The sequence below is a fragment of the Kocuria sp. ICS0012 genome (assembly GCF_001665945.1).
Taxonomy (GTDB): Bacteria; Actinomycetota; Actinomycetes; order Actinomycetales; family Micrococcaceae; genus Kocuria; species Kocuria marina.
The window spans coordinates 59422-76019 of the sequence record NZ_LZMM01000026.1 but is presented as its reverse complement, the minus strand read 5'-3'; the positions used below and the strand labels follow the sequence as shown (position 1 = coordinate 76019).

Sequence of the window (16598 nt, the reverse complement as noted above, 5' to 3'; positions counted from 1 at the left end):
GGTGGGTCGCCCCTCCCTCCCGCCCCGCTGTTTGCTCTCCGGCCCTGGTCTCGCGGCCCGCCGCCCCCCCCCGCCCCCCCCCCCCCCCCCCCCCCCCCCCCCCACGGCGGTGCCGAAAGGAAATTTCATGGGAGCGCAGATTCGGGTCTACCGACAGAAGATCGCGTCCACGTCGTCGATGAAGAAGATCTTCAAGGCGATGGAGATGATCGCGACCTCGCGCATCAACAAGTCCCGTCAGAGTCTCGAAGCCGCGTACCCGTACGCCAATGCGCTGACCCGCGCGGTCTCCCAGATCGCCACGCAGCACAACATCTCCCACCCCCTGACCACCGTCCCCGACGATGTGCGGCGTTCGGCCGTCCTGGTATTCACGTCGGACCGCGGGCTCGCGGGGTCCTACTCCTCCAACGTGCTCAAGCGCACGGAGGAGTTGCTCGAGCTGTTGCGTTCGCAGGGCAAGGAAGCGCGCGTGTACCTCGTGGGCCGCAAGGCCAAGGCGTACTTCGACTTCCGGCACCGTGACTACGACGAATTCTGGACGGGCAACACGGACAACGCCACGACCGAGCGCGCCGAGGAACTCACGGACAAATTGATGCGCGACATCAACGCCCCGTACGAGGACGGTGGCGTGGACGAGGTGCTGCTCGTGTACACGCAGTTCAACTCCATGGTGAACCAGGAGCCCCGGGTGTTGCGCCTGCTGCCCCTGGAGGTCGTGGACGCGAACGACCTCGGGGACGAGATCTCCGAGCGTTACGAGGCCCTCGAAGAGACGCAGAACAACTTCGAGTTCGAGCCGAACGCGGAGGAGCTCTTCAACCAGATCCTGCCCCGGTACGTGAAGGCGCGGATCTACTCCGCCCTGTGCCACGCGGCGTCGAGCGAGCTCGCATCCCGCCAGCGCGCCATGAAGGCCGCCGGGGACAACGCGACCGAGCTCATCAAGAAGTACACGCGCTTGATGAACAACGCCCGCCAGGCCGAGATCACCACCGAGTTGACCGAAATCGTCAGTGGCGCCGAGGCACTGTAGCCCGCGCTGCCCGCCCTTGCCAGCCGAAACGAAGTGAGAGAAATGACTGCCACAATCAACGACCAGGCCACCCAGCCGGTCTCGGAAGGTGCCACCGGCCGCATCGCCCGGGTGATCGGGCCCGTGGTCGACGTCGAGTTCCCCGAGAACCAGGTCCCCGACCTCTACAATGCGCTGACCGCGGACTACGAGTTCAACGGCCAGCCCCGCCGGATCACCTTCGAGACGGCACAGCACCTGGGCACCAACGTGGTGCGCGCGATCTCCCTGCAGCAGACCGACGGTCTGGTGCGCGGGACCCCCGTGCAGGACACGGGCGCCCCCATCTCCGTGCCCGTGGGTGACGTGGTCAAGGGCCACATCTTCAACGTACTAGGTGACGCGCTGGACCTGCCCACCTCCGAGCTGGACATCCAGGAGCGCTGGCCCATCCACCGCAAGGCCCCGTCCTTCGCGGAGCTCGAGGGCAGCACCGAGATGATGGAAACGGGCATCAAGTCCATCGACCTGCTGACCCCCTACATCAAGGGCGGTAAGATCGGCCTCTTCGGCGGCGCGGGCGTGGGCAAGACCGTGCTGATCCAGGAGATGATCACGCGTGTGGCCCGCAACTTCGGCGGTACCTCCGTGTTCGCCGGCGTTGGTGAGCGTACCCGTGAGGGCAACGACCTGTGGGTCGAGATGGAGGAGGCAGGCGTTCTCAAGGACACCGCCCTCGTGTTCGGCCAGATGGACGAGCCGCCCGGAACGCGTCTGCGCGTGGCCCTGACCGGTCTGACCATGGCGGAGTACTTCCGCGACGTGCAGAACCAGGACGTGCTGTTGTTCATCGACAACATCTTCCGGTTCACGCAGGCCGGTTCCGAGGTCTCCACGCTGCTGGGCCGCATCCCCTCCGCCGTGGGCTACCAGCCCACCCTCGCGGACGAGATGGGTGTGCTCCAGGAGCGCATCACCTCGACCCGTGGTCACTCCATCACGTCCATGCAGGCCATCTACGTGCCCGCTGACGACTACACCGACCCGGCTCCCGCGACCACGTTCGCGCACCTGGACGCGACCACCGAGCTCTCGCGTGAGATCGCCTCGCGTGGTCTGTACCCCGCGATCGACCCGCTGTCCTCGACCTCCCGCATCCTGGACCCGCAGTACGTGGGCCAGACCCACTACGACGTGGCCACCCGTGTCAAGGGGATCCTGCAGGAGAACAAGGAACTGCAGGACATCATCGCGATCCTCGGTGTCGAAGAACTCTCCGAGGAGCAGAAGGTCGTGGTCTCCCGCGCCCGCCGCATCGAGCAGTTCCTGTCCCAGAACACCTACACCGCCAAGCAGTTCACCGGCGTGGAGGGCTCCACGGTTCCCCTCGAGGAGACCGTCGAGGCCTTCGGCAAGATTTGCGACGGCGAGCTGGACAACGTCCCCGAGCAGGCGTTCTACAACGTCGGCGGCCTGGACGACGTCATGCGGCGCTGGGACGAGATCAAGGCCGAGACGGGCGAGAAGTAATCATGGCCGAACTCATCGTGGAAATCGTCGCCCTGGATCGCAAGATCTGGACGGGTACCGCGCGCCTCGTGCGGGTACGCACCACCGAGGGCGACATCGGCATCATGCCGGGACACGAGTCCATGGCGGGGCTGCTCAAGCCGGGGGAGTTCGCCATCGACCGTGTGGACGGCGACCGTCTCGTGGGCAGCATCGACTCCGGGTTCGTCTCCGTGGACAACAACCGTGTCACGGTGGTTGCGGACGAGGTCTCCCTGGATTCGGAGGCGCGTTCCGCCTGAGCGGTATCGCGTGACCGCTTGACGTCGACCCTCGTGCCTTCGGGTGCGGGGGTCGACGTCGTTCGCCTACCGTGGTGCGCTGGCCCAGGTGTCACGGCGGACTGTCCCGTACTCGTGATCGAGGAGAATGCATGGAAGAGAAGATCGAAGTACACGGGCCCACGAAGATCAACGGTGAGCTGCCCGTGTACGGTGCCAAGAACAGTGTGCTCAAGCTCATGGCTGCGGCGCTGCTCGCCACGGGCCGTTCCACGATCACCAACGTCCCCGAGATCCAGGACGTCACGATCATGGCGGAGCTGTTGCGCCGGCTCGGGTGCGAGGTCTCGTACGAGCCCTCGGCGCACACCGTGACCATCGACGTCCCGGAGGAGCTCGGTCACCAGGCCGACTACGACCTCGTGCGGGCCATGCGGGCGTCCATCTCCGTGCTGGGCCCGCTCATGGCGCGCTGTCTCCAGGCCGAGGTCGCCCTGCCAGGCGGGGACGCGATCGGAACCCGGGGCCTGGATATGCATCGCGCGGGACTCGAGGCCATGGGGGCCCGGTTGACCATCGAACGCGGGTTCCTGCGAGCTAGTGCACCGGACGGTCTGACGGGTGCGACCTATCGACTGGACTACCCCTCCGTGGGGGCCACCGAGAACCTGATGACCGCAGCCACGACCGCCCGGGGCGTCACGGTGTTGGACAACGTGGCCCGCGAACCGGAGATCGTGGACATCGGCCGGATGCTGCAGGCCATGGGTGCACGGATCGAGGGGCTCGGTTCCACCACGATCATGGTCGAGGGGGTCCCGCGGCTGCACCCGGTCACACACCGCACGGTCCCGGACCGTATCGTGGCCGGGACGTGGGCCTTTGCCGCCGCGGTCACGGGCGGTCGCGTGGAGATCGTGGGTGCGGAACCGGAACACCTGGACGTGGTGCTGGCCAAGCTGCGCTGCGCGGGTTGCGAGATCAACACCGCCGATGGGCGGTTCGTGGTGCGCGGTCCCGAGCGGCCCAAGGCCATCAACGTCTCGACCCTGCCCTATCCGGGGTTCCCCACGGATCTGCAACCGTTCGTGGTGGCGCTCAACGCGGTGGCCGAGGGTAGTGGGATCATCACGGAGAACGTGTTCGAGGCCCGGTGGGGATTCACTGCGGAGCTTGAGCGGCTCGGTGCGCGTGTGCGCCTGGACGGGCATCACGCCCGGGTGGACGGCGTCCCGTCGAACAAGCTGTCGGGTGCTCCCGTGGAAGCCATGGACATCCGGGCCGGCGCGGCTCTCGTGATCGCGGGGATGGCGGCCCACGGGGTCACCGAGGTCTCCGGGGTGGGGCACATCGACCGCGGCTACGAGCACTTCGTGGACCATCTGGCCGGAGCGGGAGCCAAGGTGCAGCGCCGCATGGCTCGCAGTTGGAACTGACCGCGCCCGCGGCGCTCCTCGGATAACCCGCCGCGCCCACCCCCACCCCTGCTTTTACTCAGCAAAAGCAGATTTTGGCGCGCTGAGCTGCTTCTGCTCCACTTGACATTCTGTGGAGTGGGATTGCCGCGGCGTGCGAACGTCCCGTGCGTCCCGGCATCTGCCCCTCAGCTCACCCGGCCCCGCGACTCGCTCGCGTCACAGCGGGCACGAGAAAACCCCCGCCACCTCGAAAGGCGACGGGGGTTTCGTCCGGGGAATGTCAGATGACGTTCACGCCGGTGGCCTGCGGGCCCTTCTGGCCCTGACCGATCTCGAACTCGACGCGCTGGTTCTCTTCGAGGGTGCGGAAGCCGCCCGACTGGATTTCGCTGTAGTGCACGAAGACGTCGCCATCAGCGTCGTCCGGCGTGATGAAGCCGAAGCCCTTCTCTGCGTTGAACCACTTAACGGTGCCCTGAGCCATAATGGGGCATCTCCTTCTGGAGTATGTAGTGCGTGCACACGATTGTGCACCTGAACCGGTACCGCGAGAAGGCTGTGGATGCGGCTCACAAGATGTTGTGCCACAGCGCCAGTCAGAACTTCACGCTCGCTACCATTCCTGCGAGCATGTCAAACATGATGCGAGAACACCTCAAGCATCACACACTGCCGCCCCAGGGTCAATCGGCATCAGGTGATTTACTACGAGGTCCGAGAATATGACCGGTTTCCTCCCACGCGATCCGCAGACGGGTTCCGGCATAGGGGGCTGATCAGAAGAGGCGGGACTGGGTGTCCACGTTGCCGCGCATCTCGTCGTAGTCCAGTGTCAGGCACTCGATGCCGCGGTCGCGCGCGAGGACACGGGCCTGCGGTTTGATCTGCTGGGCCGCGTAGACACCTCGCACGGGGCTCAACAGGGGATCGCGGTTGAGCAGTTCGAGGTAGCGGGTCAGCTGCTCCACGCCGTCGATGTCACCGCGGCGCTTGAGTTCCACGGCCACCGTGGCCCCGCCGGCGTCCCGCGCGAGGATGTCCACGGGGCCGATGCTCGTGGGGTACTCGCGACGCACCAGGGAGAACCCGTCCCCGAGCAGGGTGATCTGCTCCGCGAGCAACCGCTGCAGATCGGCCTCCACGCCGTCCTTGACCAATCCGGGGTCCGTGCCGAGGTCGTGGGTGAGCTGGGAGTGGACGGTCATGATGTGGATGATCAGCCGGTCGTCGGACTTGCCCGCCTGGACCTCCCACACCTCGCTCACACCGTCCGCGGCAAGCTCGTCGGAGGGTTCGCGCACGTGCATCGTGGCGGGCGGACTCATCCAGTTCAGCGGTTTGTAGGATCCGCCGTCGGAGTGGATCAGCACCGAGCCGTCCGCCTTGAGCATGATGAGCCGACGAGCCAGGGGCAGGTGCGCGTTCAAGCGCCCTTCGTACCGTACCGAGCAGTCTGCAATCACTAAACGCACCAGGACAGCCTAGCGGTCCGGTTGCCCCCGGCTCACGCGCTCTTGTGCACCGGCGACGACGCCGCGCGTCGGCATGGGCGGCAACGGCACGGAGCTGCCGCCGCGGACGACGGCCCGCACCTGCCTGCTCGGACGACGACGCGCCCCCACCTGCACGGGCGACAACGCGGCGCGGCGGGGTACAGCGGCGTCGCCGCCGTCAGCGCGCGTCCTGGCGCGGGACGAAGACCTCGCGCACCAGCAGCAGTCCCGCGGCCGCGGTGGGGATGGCGATGAGCGCACCGAGGATGCCCCACAGCGCACCGCCGGCGGCCACCGCGATCACCGCGACCGCGCCGGGAACGGCCACCGCGCGGGCCATGATCCTGGGTGAGACCACGTAGGCCTCGAGCTGGAGGTACGCGAAGTAGCACAGGGCGTACGGGATCGCGGTGTCCCACCCGCCGAGCGTGGCCATGAGCGTCACGAGGATGCCGGCGAGCACGCCACCCACCAGGGGGATGAACGCGAGCAGCGCGACGAACAGGACCAGCAGTGTGGCGTAGGGGACCCCCGTGACGTTCATGAGGATGAACGCGACGAGCGCGTTGAGCAGTGCCACGCACGCCTGACCCATGACGTAGTTGCCCACGCCCTTGGTCATCTGGTCGCCCAGGTGCTTGACCCGGGCGCGCTTGCTCGCGGGGGCCAGGCGATAGCACCAGGCCTTGATCGTGGGCAGCGAGAAGAGGAAGTACAGGCTCAGCGCCATGACGATGAGCGTCCCGGTCACTGCATTGATCACCACGCCGCTCACGCTCACGACCGAACCGAACATCCCGCCCAGCAGGTTCTCGTCCGTGGCGAGGCGTTCCTGGAAGGCCCCGGTGGTGTGTTGCACGGACGCGGCGATGTCGAAGCGGTCGTCCAGGCCCTGGAACAACTCGGAGTTCATGAACTCGGTCACGAGCTCGGGGGCGCGGGCCACGAGTTGCTGGGCCTGCTCGATCATGCGGGGGACCACGACCATGATGAACGCGGTGATCACCAGGGCCAGGGCCAGGATCACCACCCCGGCGGCCACCGCGCGGGGCAACCCCTTGGTCTCGAGCCGGCGGACCAGGGGATCCATCCCCAGACAGATGAACGCGGCCGTGACGATCCACCCCACGAGTCCGCCCACGTTGGTCAGCACGTAGTAGCCCAGCAGCGCGATCCCCACGCCCACGGTGAGCAGGAAGCCCGTCTGGATGGGATGCGTCCGCGTGTTCACGGGGTGGTCCCACGGCGCACGCCGCGCGGGCTCTCCACCCGCAGCGGGTTCGGGCGGCACCTCGAAGCGGTGGCGGGTCGGACGGAAACGCGCGGGGGGCCGACCCTGCGCTCCTGGGGATGTGCTCACGCCGGAAGCGTACAACGCCGGGCCGCCGGGACTTCCAGCGTTCCCGGTGCACATAATGGGAGCAAAAGACACCCGTCCGTGCGCCCGGGAACAGGGCGCACGATCGAGTCCGCGTCCCATGTCGCGGACTCGCCGTCGAAGGAGGTTCCCATGAGCGAATTCCCCCGTTCCACCCCGGACCAGCAGCCCCCACGGGACGAGCAAGCGGTTCCTGCGTCCGTGCGCGGTGCCGTGGATCTCGGCGCGTCGGGCGGTGCCCGGACGGGTGCGCCGAACGACGACGCCGCGGCGGCGTCCGCGGGCGCCGGTAGCTACCGCGTGGAGCTGACCACCGCGAACTTCCAGCGCTACGCCGAGGCTTCCGCGACGTACCCTGTGGTCGTGGTGCTGCACGCGCCCCAGAGCCCGGAGTCGGAGACGTTCGTGGACGTGGTCGGGCGGGTCGTGGACGAGTTCCGGGGTCGGCTCATGCTGGGGACCGTGGACGCCGCCGCGGAACCGCAGATCGCGCAGGCGTTCCAGGCGCAGACCGTTCCCACCGTGCTCGCATTGCTCGGTGGGCGCGTGGTGCCGCTCGTGAACTCCACGGTCTCGGAACAGCAGTTGCGTGAGCTGCTGACCGAGCTCGTAAGCCTCGCGCAGCAAAACGGCGTCACGGGGACAGCCGAACCGGTCGCGGCGAACGAGCCCAAACCCCTGCCCCCGCTGCACCAGGAGGCCCTGGACAAACTCGAGGCCGGGGACCTGGCCGGCGCGGAGGCCAGTTACAACAAGGCGCTCGCGGAGAACCCGGGTGACCACGACGCCAAGCTCGCACTCGCTCAGGTACACCTCTTGCAGCGCGTGAGCGCGATGGACGCGACCGCCGTGCGGGAAGCCGCGGCCGCTGATCCCACGAACGTGCAGGCCGCTCTGGACGTCGCGGACCTGGACCTCTCCGGTGGGCACGTGGAGGACGCGTTCCGGCGCCTGCTCAACCTCGTGCGCACCACGGCCGGGGACGACAAGGATGCCGCGCGGGCGCGTCTCGTGGACCTCTTCGACGTCGTCGGCGCGGAGGATACCCGCGTGGTGGCCGCGCGCGCCCAGTTGATGCGGGCGCTCTTTTAGGCTGCCGCTGATGTCCGGGCTGCGGCTGAAGTCGACCGGTACGGGCGGTGGGCCTTGCGGCGACGCGCGGCCCCGGACGGGCGTCGTTCAGCGGCCCCGGTGAAGGGTTGGCGGGATCCTCGGGTCGACAGTGATGAGGTCCGGTGAATCCGCCATGCCACGCGGGTCACTCAGTACATTGGTGACATGAGTAGCCCAGTGAACGGACCCACGACCCCGCGCCGCGAGCCCGCCCCCGGCGCCGGGGGACCCGTGGCTAACGACCCCTCGACCGAGCAGCAGGGAGCACCCCGGCACGCGGCGCCCTCTGAGCATGCGGCACCCCCTGGGGCCGCCCAGCGGTATGCGGCGCCCCATGCCACCACGCAGTACGCGCCCCGAGTCCCCGCGCCGCACTCCGGCACGGGGACGCCCGCGCTCGCCGTGCGGGACCTCACCAAGTTCTACGGCCAGTCCGGCCGACCCGCCGCGGATCATGTGAACCTCACGGTGCCGCGGGGCTCCTTCTACGGCCTCGTAGGGCGCAACGGCGCCGGCAAGACGACCACGCTGTCCATGGCCACGGGATTGCTGCGTCCCTCCGCGGGCTCGGTGCTCGTGGGCGGGGGAAGCCGCGACGAGCTCGTGGACGTGTGGCGTGATCCCGTGACCGCCAAGCGACGCATGGGTGTGCTGCCCGACGGCGCCCACCTGTTCGACCGGCTCACGGGACGCCAGCTCGTGACCTACTCGGGTCTGCTGCGCGGGATGGACCGCGAGCTCGTCGCGCAGCGGACCGAGGACCTCATCGTGGCCATGGACCTGCAGGACGCAGCGGGGCGCCAGGTGCAGGACTACTCCGCGGGTATGACGAAGAAGATCGCCCTGGCCGCGGCCATGATCCACGCACCCAGCCTGCTCGTGCTGGACGAGCCGTTCGAGTCGGTGGACCCGGTCTCCGCCGCGAACATCCGATCGCTGCTGCACCAGTACACGAATTCGGGCGGCACCGTGGTGGTCTCGAGCCACGTGATGGACCTTGTGCAGCGCATGTGCGATCACGTGGCCGTGATGGACCAAGGCCGTGTCCTCGCGCAGGGGACCATGGACGAGGTGTGCGCCGGCATGTCCCTCGAGGACCGGTTCGTGTCCTTGGTGGGCGGACGCACCGAAGCGGGGGAGGGGTTGCAGTGGCTGCGTCCCGAGTGAACGACCCGCGCGACGCCGCGGCTCCCGACCGCCTCGACACCGCATTCGCAGAAGGCCCCGCACAGGACGTCGCGCCGGACGCCGCCGTTCCCGCCTCCGTGCGCCCCTCGCACGGCGGGGGTGAACCCGTCACGCGCAGCATCGGGGCGTTCGAGGAGGCCCGGCGGTTGACCGGGCTGAAATGGCGCGTGCTCATCAACACCCTGACCCGCAGCACGTGGATCCTGGTGGGCACGATTCTGGGTGGCCTCTACGCACTGTTCCTCCTGGGGATGGCGCTGACCGCGTTGATCGCGCTCGGGGGTGAAGCCCTCGAGACCGTGGTGGTCGCGTCGGTCCTGCTGGGTTCCCTGTTGCTCGTGGGCTGGTGGCTCGTACCGCTGGTCTCGTCCAAGGCCGACTCCACGCTGGACCCTTCCCGGCTCGCCCTGTTCCCCCTGAGCACCACGGGTCTGGTGGCCGGCCAGGTGGCGGGCGCGGTCGTCGGGATCCCGGGGGTGCTGACCGTGATCGCCCTGCTCGGCTGGCTGTTCTCGTGGCGCGGTTCCACGGTGGCGCTCATTGCGGCAATTCCGTGCGCGATCATCGGCGCCCTGCTCGCGTTCGTCGGTTCGCGCTGCGTTACGGCCCTGGGCGCGAACTTCGCGAAGGGGCGGCGCGCGAACGAGATCATCTCCATGGTCGTGCTGGTTCTCGTTGTGCTGCTGGGGCCCCTCATCTCCTTGTTTGCGACCGGCCTGGGCCAGGTGTGGCAGCTGCTGCCCACATGGGCGGGAGTTCTCGCGTGGACCCCCCTCGGTGCTACCTGGGCGGTCCCCGGCGACGTCGCGTCGGGTCACTGGCTCGCGGCCCTCGCCCGGGTGGCGATCTCCATGGTCACGCTGCTCCTGCTCGTGGTCGTTACGTGTGCGGGTCTGCGCCGCGCCCTCGGCGACGCCGCCGGCGGAGGCGCCCGGGGGACGTCCCGCCCGCAGGAGGGCGTCGGTCTGTTCGACCGGTTCCCGGCGAACCAATGGGGTGCGGTGGCCGCACGGTGTCTCACGTACTGGCTCAAGGACCCGCGCTACTCGGCGTCGCTGCTCATGATCCCCGCGATCGGGGCGGTCTTCTGGTTCATCGCGGGTGAGTCGGGGTTCAGTCTGTGGGCGCTGCCCCTGTTCGTGTCGCTGCTCATGGCGTACGCGATCTCCGCGGACGTCTCCTACGACAACACCGCGTTCAGCCTTCACGTGCTGGCACCGGTCTCCGGGCGTGCGGATCGGCTGGGGCGCGTGGTGGCCCTGCTGATCGTGGCCGTGCCGCTGGTGCTGCTCTCCATCGTGCTCTGGCTCGTGGGCGTGCAGCGCTGGGACGCCCTGCCCGCCGTGGTGGGCGTGTGCGTGGGGATCCTGCTCGGTGGCGCCGGCGTGGTCTCGATCGTCTCGGCCCGGTACACGTATCCCACGCCGCCCCCGGGCGCGTCCCCCATGAAGACACCCCAGGGGTTCACGATCCTCAACATGGTGGTGCAGTTCGTGATCATGGGTCTGATGGCCCTGCTCGCGCTCCCGGCCGGGATCCTGCTGATCGTGTACCTCATCACGGGAGCCGCCGTGTGGTGCTGGCTCGCGCTCGCGGTGGGCCTCGTGGAAGGCTTCGTGGTGTTGTGGATCGGCGTGCGTTCGGGCGGTAAGTGGCTGGACGCGCGCGGGCCCGAACTGCTCCAGGAGGTGGCCGCCTACCGGTGAGCCGGGCCCGGTGCGCGGGGTAGAGTGGGGGACATGGAAATCACCGAAGCCCAGGAATTCACGGATCCTTCCGTGCGCTCCTCCCGGGTGATCAGCAACGGTCTGTTCGGCACGAAGCCCGAGACCGTGGGTGGCACCTCCACGATCGAGCGCGAGGACACCCGGCAGCTGCAGGAACCCGGTGATCACGAGCGGTTCGCGCACTACGTCCGGAAGGAGAAGATCATGGAGTCGGCACTGTCCGGCGAACCCGTGATCGCCCTGTGCGGCAAGGTGTGGACCCCGGGTCGGGATCCCCAGAAGTTCCCCGTGTGCCCGGAGTGCAAGGAGATCTACCAGGGCCTGCGTCCCGGCAAGGACGAGCCCGAGAACTGATCACCCTTCCCTTCTCGTGAGGTCCCGCGCCGGGCGGGACCACCGGCGGCGCCCGCGCTCAGCGGGCGCCTTTGCCGTGCAGGGTCGCGCGGGCGTCGTCGTCCGTGCCTCGTACGACGGCGATCCGAGCGTCGTCGTCCGCGCGAGCGAGACCCCCGATCCGTGTGACGGGACCGGAGTGGATGCGCGCCAACGAGCGCGCGGAGAGGACGAGCACCACGTGTCTGACAGCGATCAAATGTCCCTTTTCGGAGCCGCGGCGGATCTCCCGCCGGCCTACCCGGACCGGGCGGCGTGGGGGACCGCGCCCAAGTTGCGCGCGTGGCAGGCGGAGGCGATCCACCGCTACGAACAAGCCCAACCGCGTGATTTCATGGCCGTGGCGACCCCTGGTGCGGGTAAGACGACCTTCGCGTTGACCGTGGCCAAGAAGCTGCATGACGCGGGGACCGTTCAGCGCGTGACCGTGGTGACCCCCACGGAACACCTCAAGCGCCAGTGGGCCGACGCCGCGGCGCGCGTGGGACTCGCGATCGACCCCAACTTCAAGAACGCGGACGGCCAGCACGGCCGCGGCTACATGGGCGCGGCCGTGACGTACGCACAGGTGGCCAACAAGCCGCTGCTGCATCGCGCGCGCACCGAGGCCGGGCGCACGCTCGTGATCATGGACGAGATCCACCACGCCGGTGACTCCCTGTCCTGGGGCGACGGGCTGCGCGAGGCCTTCGAACCCGCGACCCGCCGGCTCGCCCTTACGGGTACACCGTTCCGCTCGGACACCTCGCCCATCCCGTTCGTGAGCTACGAGGAGGACGGGGACGGGATCCGCCGGTCCACGGCCGATTACACGTACGGGTACGCGGACGCCCTGCACGATCACGTGGTGCGTCCCGTGATCTTCATGGCCTACTCGGGTCAGATGCGCTGGCGGACCTCGGCCGGTGAGGAGATGGCCGCCCAGCTCGGGGAGGGGTTCACCAAGGACATCACGTCCCACGCGTGGCGTACCGCCCTGGACCCGCACGGGCAGTGGATCCCGTCCGTGCTGCGCGCCGCCGATCAGCGGCTCACGCAGGTGCGGCGCACCGTCCCGGACGCCGGGGCGCTCGTGATCGCCACGGACCACCAGGACGCCAAGGCCTACGCCGAACAGTTGCACGCCATCACGGGGGAGCGGCCCACCGTGGTGCTCTCGGACGACAAGACCGCGTCCAACAAGATCGACGAGTTCTCCGAATCCTACAAGCGCTGGATGATCGCGGTGCGCATGGTCTCCGAGGGCGTGGACGTGCCCCGGTTGGCCGTGGGCGTGTACGCCACGTCCACCTCCACGCCGCTGTTCTTCGCCCAGGCGGTGGGTCGCTTCGTGCGCGCCCGCAAGCGCGGGGAGACCGCGTCCGTGTTCCTGCCCTCGGTGCCCACGCTCATGGCGCTCGCCAACTCCATGGAGGAGGAGCGGGACCACGCGTTGGACAAGCCCAAGAACATGCCGGGGGTCGTGGACTTCGACCAGCCCATGGAAACGGGCTGGGACGACGACCTGCTGGATGAGGCCAACCGCGAGGACAAGGCGTCGTCGTCCCTGGCTCAGGGCAACTTCCAGGCCCTGGACTCGGACGCGTCCTTCCACGGTGTGCTCTTCGATGGCGGCGCCTTCGGCGGTGGCGCGGCGGTTGGTTCCGAGGAGGAAGCCGAATACCTGGGGATCCCCGGGTTGCTCGACGCGGACCAGGTCTCGGCCCTGCTGCGGGAGCGGCAATCGCGCTCGGCCCAGCGCAACGGTCGGAGCGGCCATGACGCACCCCAGACCCCCGCGGTGCCGGATCACCGCCGCCTGAAGGACCTGCGCTCGCAGCTGTCCAAGAACGTCTCCGCGTGGTCCGCGCGCACCGGAACACCGCACGGGGTGATCCACAACGAATTGCGCACCAAGTGCGGAGGCCCGGCCGTGGCCCAGGCCTCCGAGGACCAGCTGACCGCACGGATCGCCCTGTTGCAGCGCTGGTTCATCGGCCGGAAGTAGCCGACGCCGCGTAGTGGCCGACGCGGCGACGCGGCCAAGCGACGCAGCGTCGCGGCCCGCACGGCGGCGCGGCGGGCGTTCAGTCCAGGTCGGTCACGACCTCCGCGCCCGCGGCCTCGAGTTCCTCGACCGCCCGCTCACCGGACTCGGCTGCCACGGGTGCGGTGAGCGGCAGCAGCACCCGGGTCTCGTAGCCGGCCTCCACGGCGTCCTTGGCGGTGGCCAGCACGCAGTGGTCCAGCGCGAGACCGACGACGTCCACGGCCTCGACGCCGCGTTCCTGCAGCCAGTCGTCCAGGCTCACGCGTTCTTCGTCGGAGTCCTCCTCCGATTCCCCCATGGGGACGTCCACGTCCGGGGCGGACAGGCCCTCGAAACCGGAGTAGGCGGCGTCGTATGCGCCCTTACGGAAGTACTCCGTGATGTACTCGGTGTCGAGATCGGGGTGCGTGTCAGCGCCGGTGGTCTCCGCGACGCAGTGCACGGGCCAGCTCGTGACGAAGTCGGGGGTGTCGCTGAAGTGCTCCCCGGGGTCAACATGCCAGTCCTGGGTCGCGGCCACGGCAACGTAGTCGCCGTGGTGGTCCTCGAGGTACTCGGAGACCTGCGCGGCGACCGCCGCCCCGCCTTCGACGGCCAGGCTGCCGCCCTCGCAGAAGTCGTTCTGGATGTCCACGATCAGCAATGCAGTGCGCATGGCTACCTCCCTGGTCAGTGTGCGGTTCCGGGTTCGATCACGGTGGGGATCACGGGCTCGCCCTCGGAGAGTCGGCGCGCCGCGCGGGGCAGTTCGGCCACGGAATCGACGTGGCGCTGCCGGGCACGGGTTACGGCCTCGGGGCCCGTGCAGCCGTCGTGCAGCTCGCCGCCGGTGACGTAGTCCACGAGCAGGGGGCGGTCATCGCCGTCGTCCTCGGGCATGTGCGACACGCCCACGATCTCGTGTGTGGCCACGCCCTGGGAATCACGACGGCGCAGCGCGTACTTCTCGCCGCCCACCGACTTCTTGCCGGAGGACGCCTTGGCCACGGGTTCCATGGCGCCCGAGGCGCCCTCGCGCGAGACGAGCTTGTAGACCATCGACGACGTGGGGGCACCCGAGCCCGTGACGAGGCGCGTGCCCACGCCGTATGCGTCCACGGGAGCGGCGCGCAGGGCGGCGATCGCGTACTCGTCCAGGTCGCTGGTGACCGTGATCCGGGTGTTGGAGTTGCCGAGCTTGTCGAGCAGCGCGCGCACGGACGTGGCCTGCGTCACGAGGTCGCCGGAGTCCAGGCGTACGCCCCCGAGGTCCTTGCCCGCGATCTCGACGGCGAGCGTGACGGCCCGTTCGACGTCGTACGTGTCGACCAGAAGGGTCGTGGACACACCCAGCGCGTCCAGTTGGGCGCGGAACGCCTGCTCCTCGGAGTCGTGCAGCAGGGTGAATGAGTGGGCCGCGGTGCCCACGGTCTTGACCCCGTAGCGGAAACCGGCCTCGAGGTTGGAGGTCGAGTCGAAGCCCGCGACCACGGCGGCGCGGGCCGCGGCCACGGCCGCCTGCTCGTGGGCGCGGCGCGATCCCATCTCGATGCACGGGCGCTCTCCCGCGGCACCCACCATGCGGGAGGCCGCCGAGGCCACGGCGGAATCGAAGTTCAGGACGGAGAGGATGTAGGTCTCCAGGACGCACGCCTCGGCGAACGAGGACTCCACGCTCAGCAGCGGCGAGTGGGGGAAGTACGTCTCGCCCTCGGCGTAGCCGCGGATCTGGCCGGTGAAACGGAAGTTCTCGAGGTACGCCACGGTCTGGGCGTCCACCACGGCGGTGTCCCGCAGGAACCGCAGCTGCTCGTCGGTGAATCGGAACTGCTCGAGCCCCTCGAGCACCCGGCCCATCCCGGCGAACACCCCGTAGCGGCGGCCGTTGGGGAGTCTGCGGGCGAAGACCTCGAACACGCTGCGGCGGGACGCGGTGCCTGCCCGGAGCGCGGCCTGCAACATGGTGAGCTCGTAGTGGTCCGTCAGCAAGGACGTGGGCTGCGGGTGCCAGGAATAGGTGTGCTCGTTCACGTGGCCAGCCTAGTGGGCCGTCCGTCGTGCGCACATCCGTGTCCCCGTGACTACCATGGAGGCGATGTTCACTACGCACCGCGCCGTCCCCGCCCGGATCCCGGCCGTCCTGATGAGCTCCGCGCCGGCGGAGTCCCCCGTGCTCGAACGGGAGGAGCAGGCGGTCACGGCCATGAACGTGCCGTGGAACGTGGTGGTGTGGGACGATCCAGTGAACCTCATGAGCTACGTGGTCTACGTGTTCCGCACCCACTTCGGCTACTCCGACGCCAAGGCCCGCACACTCATGCTCGAGGTGCACAACCGGGGCCGCTCGATCGTGTTCACGGGAACCCTCGAGGAGGCGGAGACGCACGTGAGCTCGCTGCACGGCTACGGCCTGTGGGCCACGTACGAGAAGGCGGGGGAGCACTGATGGCGCACGGGTTCAAGCGCACGCGCAAGGGCATCGTCGGTCGGTTCGAAGCCCCCGAGGTGCGGTTGTTGCAGAAACTGTTCTCGGACGTGGGGGAGACCCTGGCGCCCGCAGCGCGCGAGGACGGACCGGCTCGCAACGACGACCCGCTCGAGGCGCTGCTCGGCTGGGACGAGGAGGTGGCCGAACCCACGGACCCGGCGGTGCGCAGGCTGCTGCCCGCGGCGTCGTCGGACCCGGAACAGGCCGCGGAGTTCCGGCGACTCACGGACCGCTCGCTGCGCGAACGCAAGACCGCGGCGTTGCGTGCGTCCTCCCTGGCCCTGGAATCCCAGCCCGTGGTGCTGAGCGTGGCGCAGGCACAGGACTTCGCGCGCTCGCTCAACGACGTCCGCCTCGTGCTGGCCTCCCGGCTGAACATCGACTCGACCGAGGCCGCCGAGCGCGTGGCCGAGCTGACCGACTTCGGCCGGGCCGAGGACGTGGAGCAGTACATGGGTGTGGTCTACAACTTCGTCTCCTGGCTTCAGGAGACTCTCATGAACGCGCTGCTGAAGACCCTGCCGCCCCGGTGACCGGGGATCGCCAAGGTCACACGTCTCATGCGCGAGGGCGCGCGCGAAAAG

Annotated in this window: 17 protein-coding genes; 11 read left to right on the top strand and 6 right to left on the bottom strand. The window is 68.9% G+C overall.

All coding sequences use genetic code 11. The features are described 5' to 3' along the window. Positions 1 to 127 precede the first annotated feature (127 nt). The 4 genes from A5728_RS03495 (at position 128) to murA (ending at position 4244) form a co-directional block, all read left to right on the top strand. Positions 128 to 1039 carry a F0F1 ATP synthase subunit gamma gene (locus A5728_RS03495; RefSeq protein ID WP_064845717.1) on the top strand — a complete coding sequence of 304 codons (912 nt, stop codon included), beginning with the start codon at positions 128 to 130 and terminating at the stop codon, positions 1037 to 1039. A gap of 42 nt (positions 1040 to 1081) precedes the next feature. After that, a complete protein-coding gene (gene atpD, locus A5728_RS03490) occupies positions 1082 to 2548 on the top strand; it encodes a F0F1 ATP synthase subunit beta (protein ID WP_035964656.1) in 1467 nt (488 codons plus the stop codon). 2 nt (positions 2549 to 2550) lie between these two features. Continuing rightward, the gene (locus A5728_RS03485; protein WP_064845716.1) at positions 2551 to 2829 is read left to right on the top strand and encodes a F0F1 ATP synthase subunit epsilon; all 279 of its coding nucleotides are present in this window, start codon (positions 2551 to 2553) and stop codon (positions 2827 to 2829) included. Between the two features lie 131 nt (positions 2830 to 2960). After that, positions 2961 to 4244: a UDP-N-acetylglucosamine 1-carboxyvinyltransferase gene (murA, locus tag A5728_RS03480; RefSeq protein ID WP_064845715.1), complete on the top strand. Its 1284-nt coding sequence runs from the start codon at positions 2961 to 2963 to the stop codon at positions 4242 to 4244. Positions 4245 to 4506: 262 nt separating this feature from the next. On the opposite strand, the gene A5728_RS03475 is transcribed toward murA, so the two are convergent. The 3 genes from A5728_RS03475 to A5728_RS03465 all read right to left on the bottom strand — a co-directional run bounded on the left by A5728_RS03475 (position 4507) and on the right by A5728_RS03465 (position 7079). Continuing rightward, the gene (locus A5728_RS03475; RefSeq protein WP_064845714.1) at positions 4507 to 4710 is read right to left on the bottom strand and encodes a cold-shock protein; all 204 of its coding nucleotides are present in this window, start codon (positions 4708 to 4710) and stop codon (positions 4507 to 4509) included. 292 nt (positions 4711 to 5002) lie between these two features. Further along, on the bottom strand, positions 5003 to 5698 hold the full coding sequence (nucS, locus tag A5728_RS03470; RefSeq protein ID WP_064845713.1) for an endonuclease NucS: 696 nt from the start codon (positions 5696 to 5698) through the stop codon (positions 5003 to 5005). A 199-nt stretch (positions 5699 to 5897) separates the two neighbouring features. After that, a complete protein-coding gene (locus A5728_RS03465) occupies positions 5898 to 7079 on the bottom strand; it encodes an AI-2E family transporter (protein ID WP_064845729.1) in 1182 nt (393 codons plus the stop codon). Between the two features lie 150 nt (positions 7080 to 7229). Between A5728_RS03465 and A5728_RS03460 the strand changes: the two genes are divergently transcribed. From A5728_RS03460 to A5728_RS03445, 4 genes are all read left to right on the top strand, one after another. Next, positions 7230 to 8189 carry a tetratricopeptide repeat protein gene (locus tag A5728_RS03460; protein ID WP_064845712.1) on the top strand — a complete coding sequence of 320 codons (960 nt, stop codon included), beginning with the start codon at positions 7230 to 7232 and terminating at the stop codon, positions 8187 to 8189. A gap of 186 nt (positions 8190 to 8375) precedes the next feature. Beyond that, entirely contained in the window at positions 8376 to 9377 is a 1002-nt protein-coding gene (locus tag A5728_RS03455) for an ABC transporter ATP-binding protein (RefSeq protein WP_064845711.1), read from the top strand. Then, a complete protein-coding gene (locus tag A5728_RS03450) occupies positions 9359 to 11104 on the top strand; it encodes a hypothetical protein (RefSeq protein ID WP_231885492.1) in 1746 nt (581 codons plus the stop codon). Before A5728_RS03455 ends, A5728_RS03450 begins: the two co-directional genes overlap by 19 nt. Positions 11105 to 11137: 33 nt before the next feature. Continuing rightward, the gene (locus tag A5728_RS03445) at positions 11138 to 11479 is read left to right on the top strand and encodes a DUF3039 domain-containing protein (RefSeq protein ID WP_082943205.1); all 342 of its coding nucleotides are present in this window, start codon (positions 11138 to 11140) and stop codon (positions 11477 to 11479) included. 58 nt (positions 11480 to 11537) lie between these two features. On the opposite strand, the gene A5728_RS14015 is transcribed toward A5728_RS03445, so the two are convergent. Further along, complete coding sequence (locus A5728_RS14015) at positions 11538 to 11717, bottom strand: hypothetical protein (RefSeq protein ID WP_121544245.1); 180 nt, start codon at positions 11715 to 11717, stop codon at positions 11538 to 11540. On the opposite strand from A5728_RS14015, the gene A5728_RS03440 reads away from it, so the two are divergent. Further along, entirely contained in the window at positions 11718 to 13505 is a 1788-nt protein-coding gene (locus tag A5728_RS03440; protein WP_064845710.1) for a DEAD/DEAH box helicase, read from the top strand. A 79-nt stretch (positions 13506 to 13584) separates the two neighbouring features. On the opposite strand, the gene A5728_RS03435 is transcribed toward A5728_RS03440, so the two are convergent. Continuing rightward, positions 13585 to 14202, bottom strand: coding sequence for an isochorismatase family protein (locus tag A5728_RS03435; protein ID WP_064845709.1), 618 nt, complete (start codon positions 14200 to 14202; stop codon positions 13585 to 13587). Positions 14203 to 14216: 14 nt separating this feature from the next. Beyond that, complete coding sequence (locus tag A5728_RS03430) at positions 14217 to 15557, bottom strand: nicotinate phosphoribosyltransferase (protein ID WP_064845708.1); 1341 nt, start codon at positions 15555 to 15557, stop codon at positions 14217 to 14219. 112 nt (positions 15558 to 15669) lie between these two features. On the opposite strand from A5728_RS03430, the gene clpS reads away from it, so the two are divergent. Further along, complete coding sequence (gene clpS / locus A5728_RS03425) at positions 15670 to 15972, top strand: ATP-dependent Clp protease adapter ClpS (protein ID WP_183085797.1); 303 nt, start codon at positions 15670 to 15672, stop codon at positions 15970 to 15972. Beyond that, a complete protein-coding gene (locus A5728_RS03420) occupies positions 15972 to 16547 on the top strand; it encodes a DUF2017 domain-containing protein (protein WP_064845706.1) in 576 nt (191 codons plus the stop codon). The genes clpS and A5728_RS03420 overlap by 1 nt, the downstream gene beginning before the upstream one ends. Positions 16548 to 16598 lie beyond the last annotated feature (51 nt).

What these genes read in the sequence shown, in the direction of transcription:
- A5728_RS03495 (WP_064845717.1), top strand. Translation starts at nt 128, where the DNA reads ATGGGAGCGCAGATTCGGGTCTACCGACAGAAGATCGCGTCCACGTCG.
- atpD (WP_035964656.1), top strand. Translation starts at nt 1,082, where the DNA reads ATGACTGCCACAATCAACGACCAGGCCACCCAGCCGGTCTCGGAAGGT.
- A5728_RS03485 (WP_064845716.1), top strand. Translation starts at nt 2,551, where the DNA reads ATGGCCGAACTCATCGTGGAAATCGTCGCCCTGGATCGCAAGATCTGG.
- murA (WP_064845715.1), top strand. Translation starts at nt 2,961, where the DNA reads ATGGAAGAGAAGATCGAAGTACACGGGCCCACGAAGATCAACGGTGAG.
- A5728_RS03475 (WP_064845714.1), bottom strand. Translation starts at nt 4,710, where the DNA reads ATGGCTCAGGGCACCGTTAAGTGGTTCAACGCAGAGAAGGGCTTCGGC.
- A5728_RS03460 (WP_064845712.1), top strand. Translation starts at nt 7,230, where the DNA reads ATGAGCGAATTCCCCCGTTCCACCCCGGACCAGCAGCCCCCACGGGAC.
- A5728_RS03455 (WP_064845711.1), top strand. Translation starts at nt 8,376, where the DNA reads ATGAGTAGCCCAGTGAACGGACCCACGACCCCGCGCCGCGAGCCCGCC.
- A5728_RS03445 (WP_082943205.1), top strand. Translation starts at nt 11,138, where the DNA reads ATGGAAATCACCGAAGCCCAGGAATTCACGGATCCTTCCGTGCGCTCC.
- A5728_RS03440 (WP_064845710.1), top strand. Translation starts at nt 11,718, where the DNA reads ATGTCCCTTTTCGGAGCCGCGGCGGATCTCCCGCCGGCCTACCCGGAC.
- A5728_RS03435 (WP_064845709.1), bottom strand. Translation starts at nt 14,202, where the DNA reads ATGCGCACTGCATTGCTGATCGTGGACATCCAGAACGACTTCTGCGAG.
- clpS (WP_183085797.1), top strand. Translation starts at nt 15,670, where the DNA reads ATGAGCTCCGCGCCGGCGGAGTCCCCCGTGCTCGAACGGGAGGAGCAG.
- A5728_RS03420 (WP_064845706.1), top strand. Translation starts at nt 15,972, where the DNA reads ATGGCGCACGGGTTCAAGCGCACGCGCAAGGGCATCGTCGGTCGGTTC.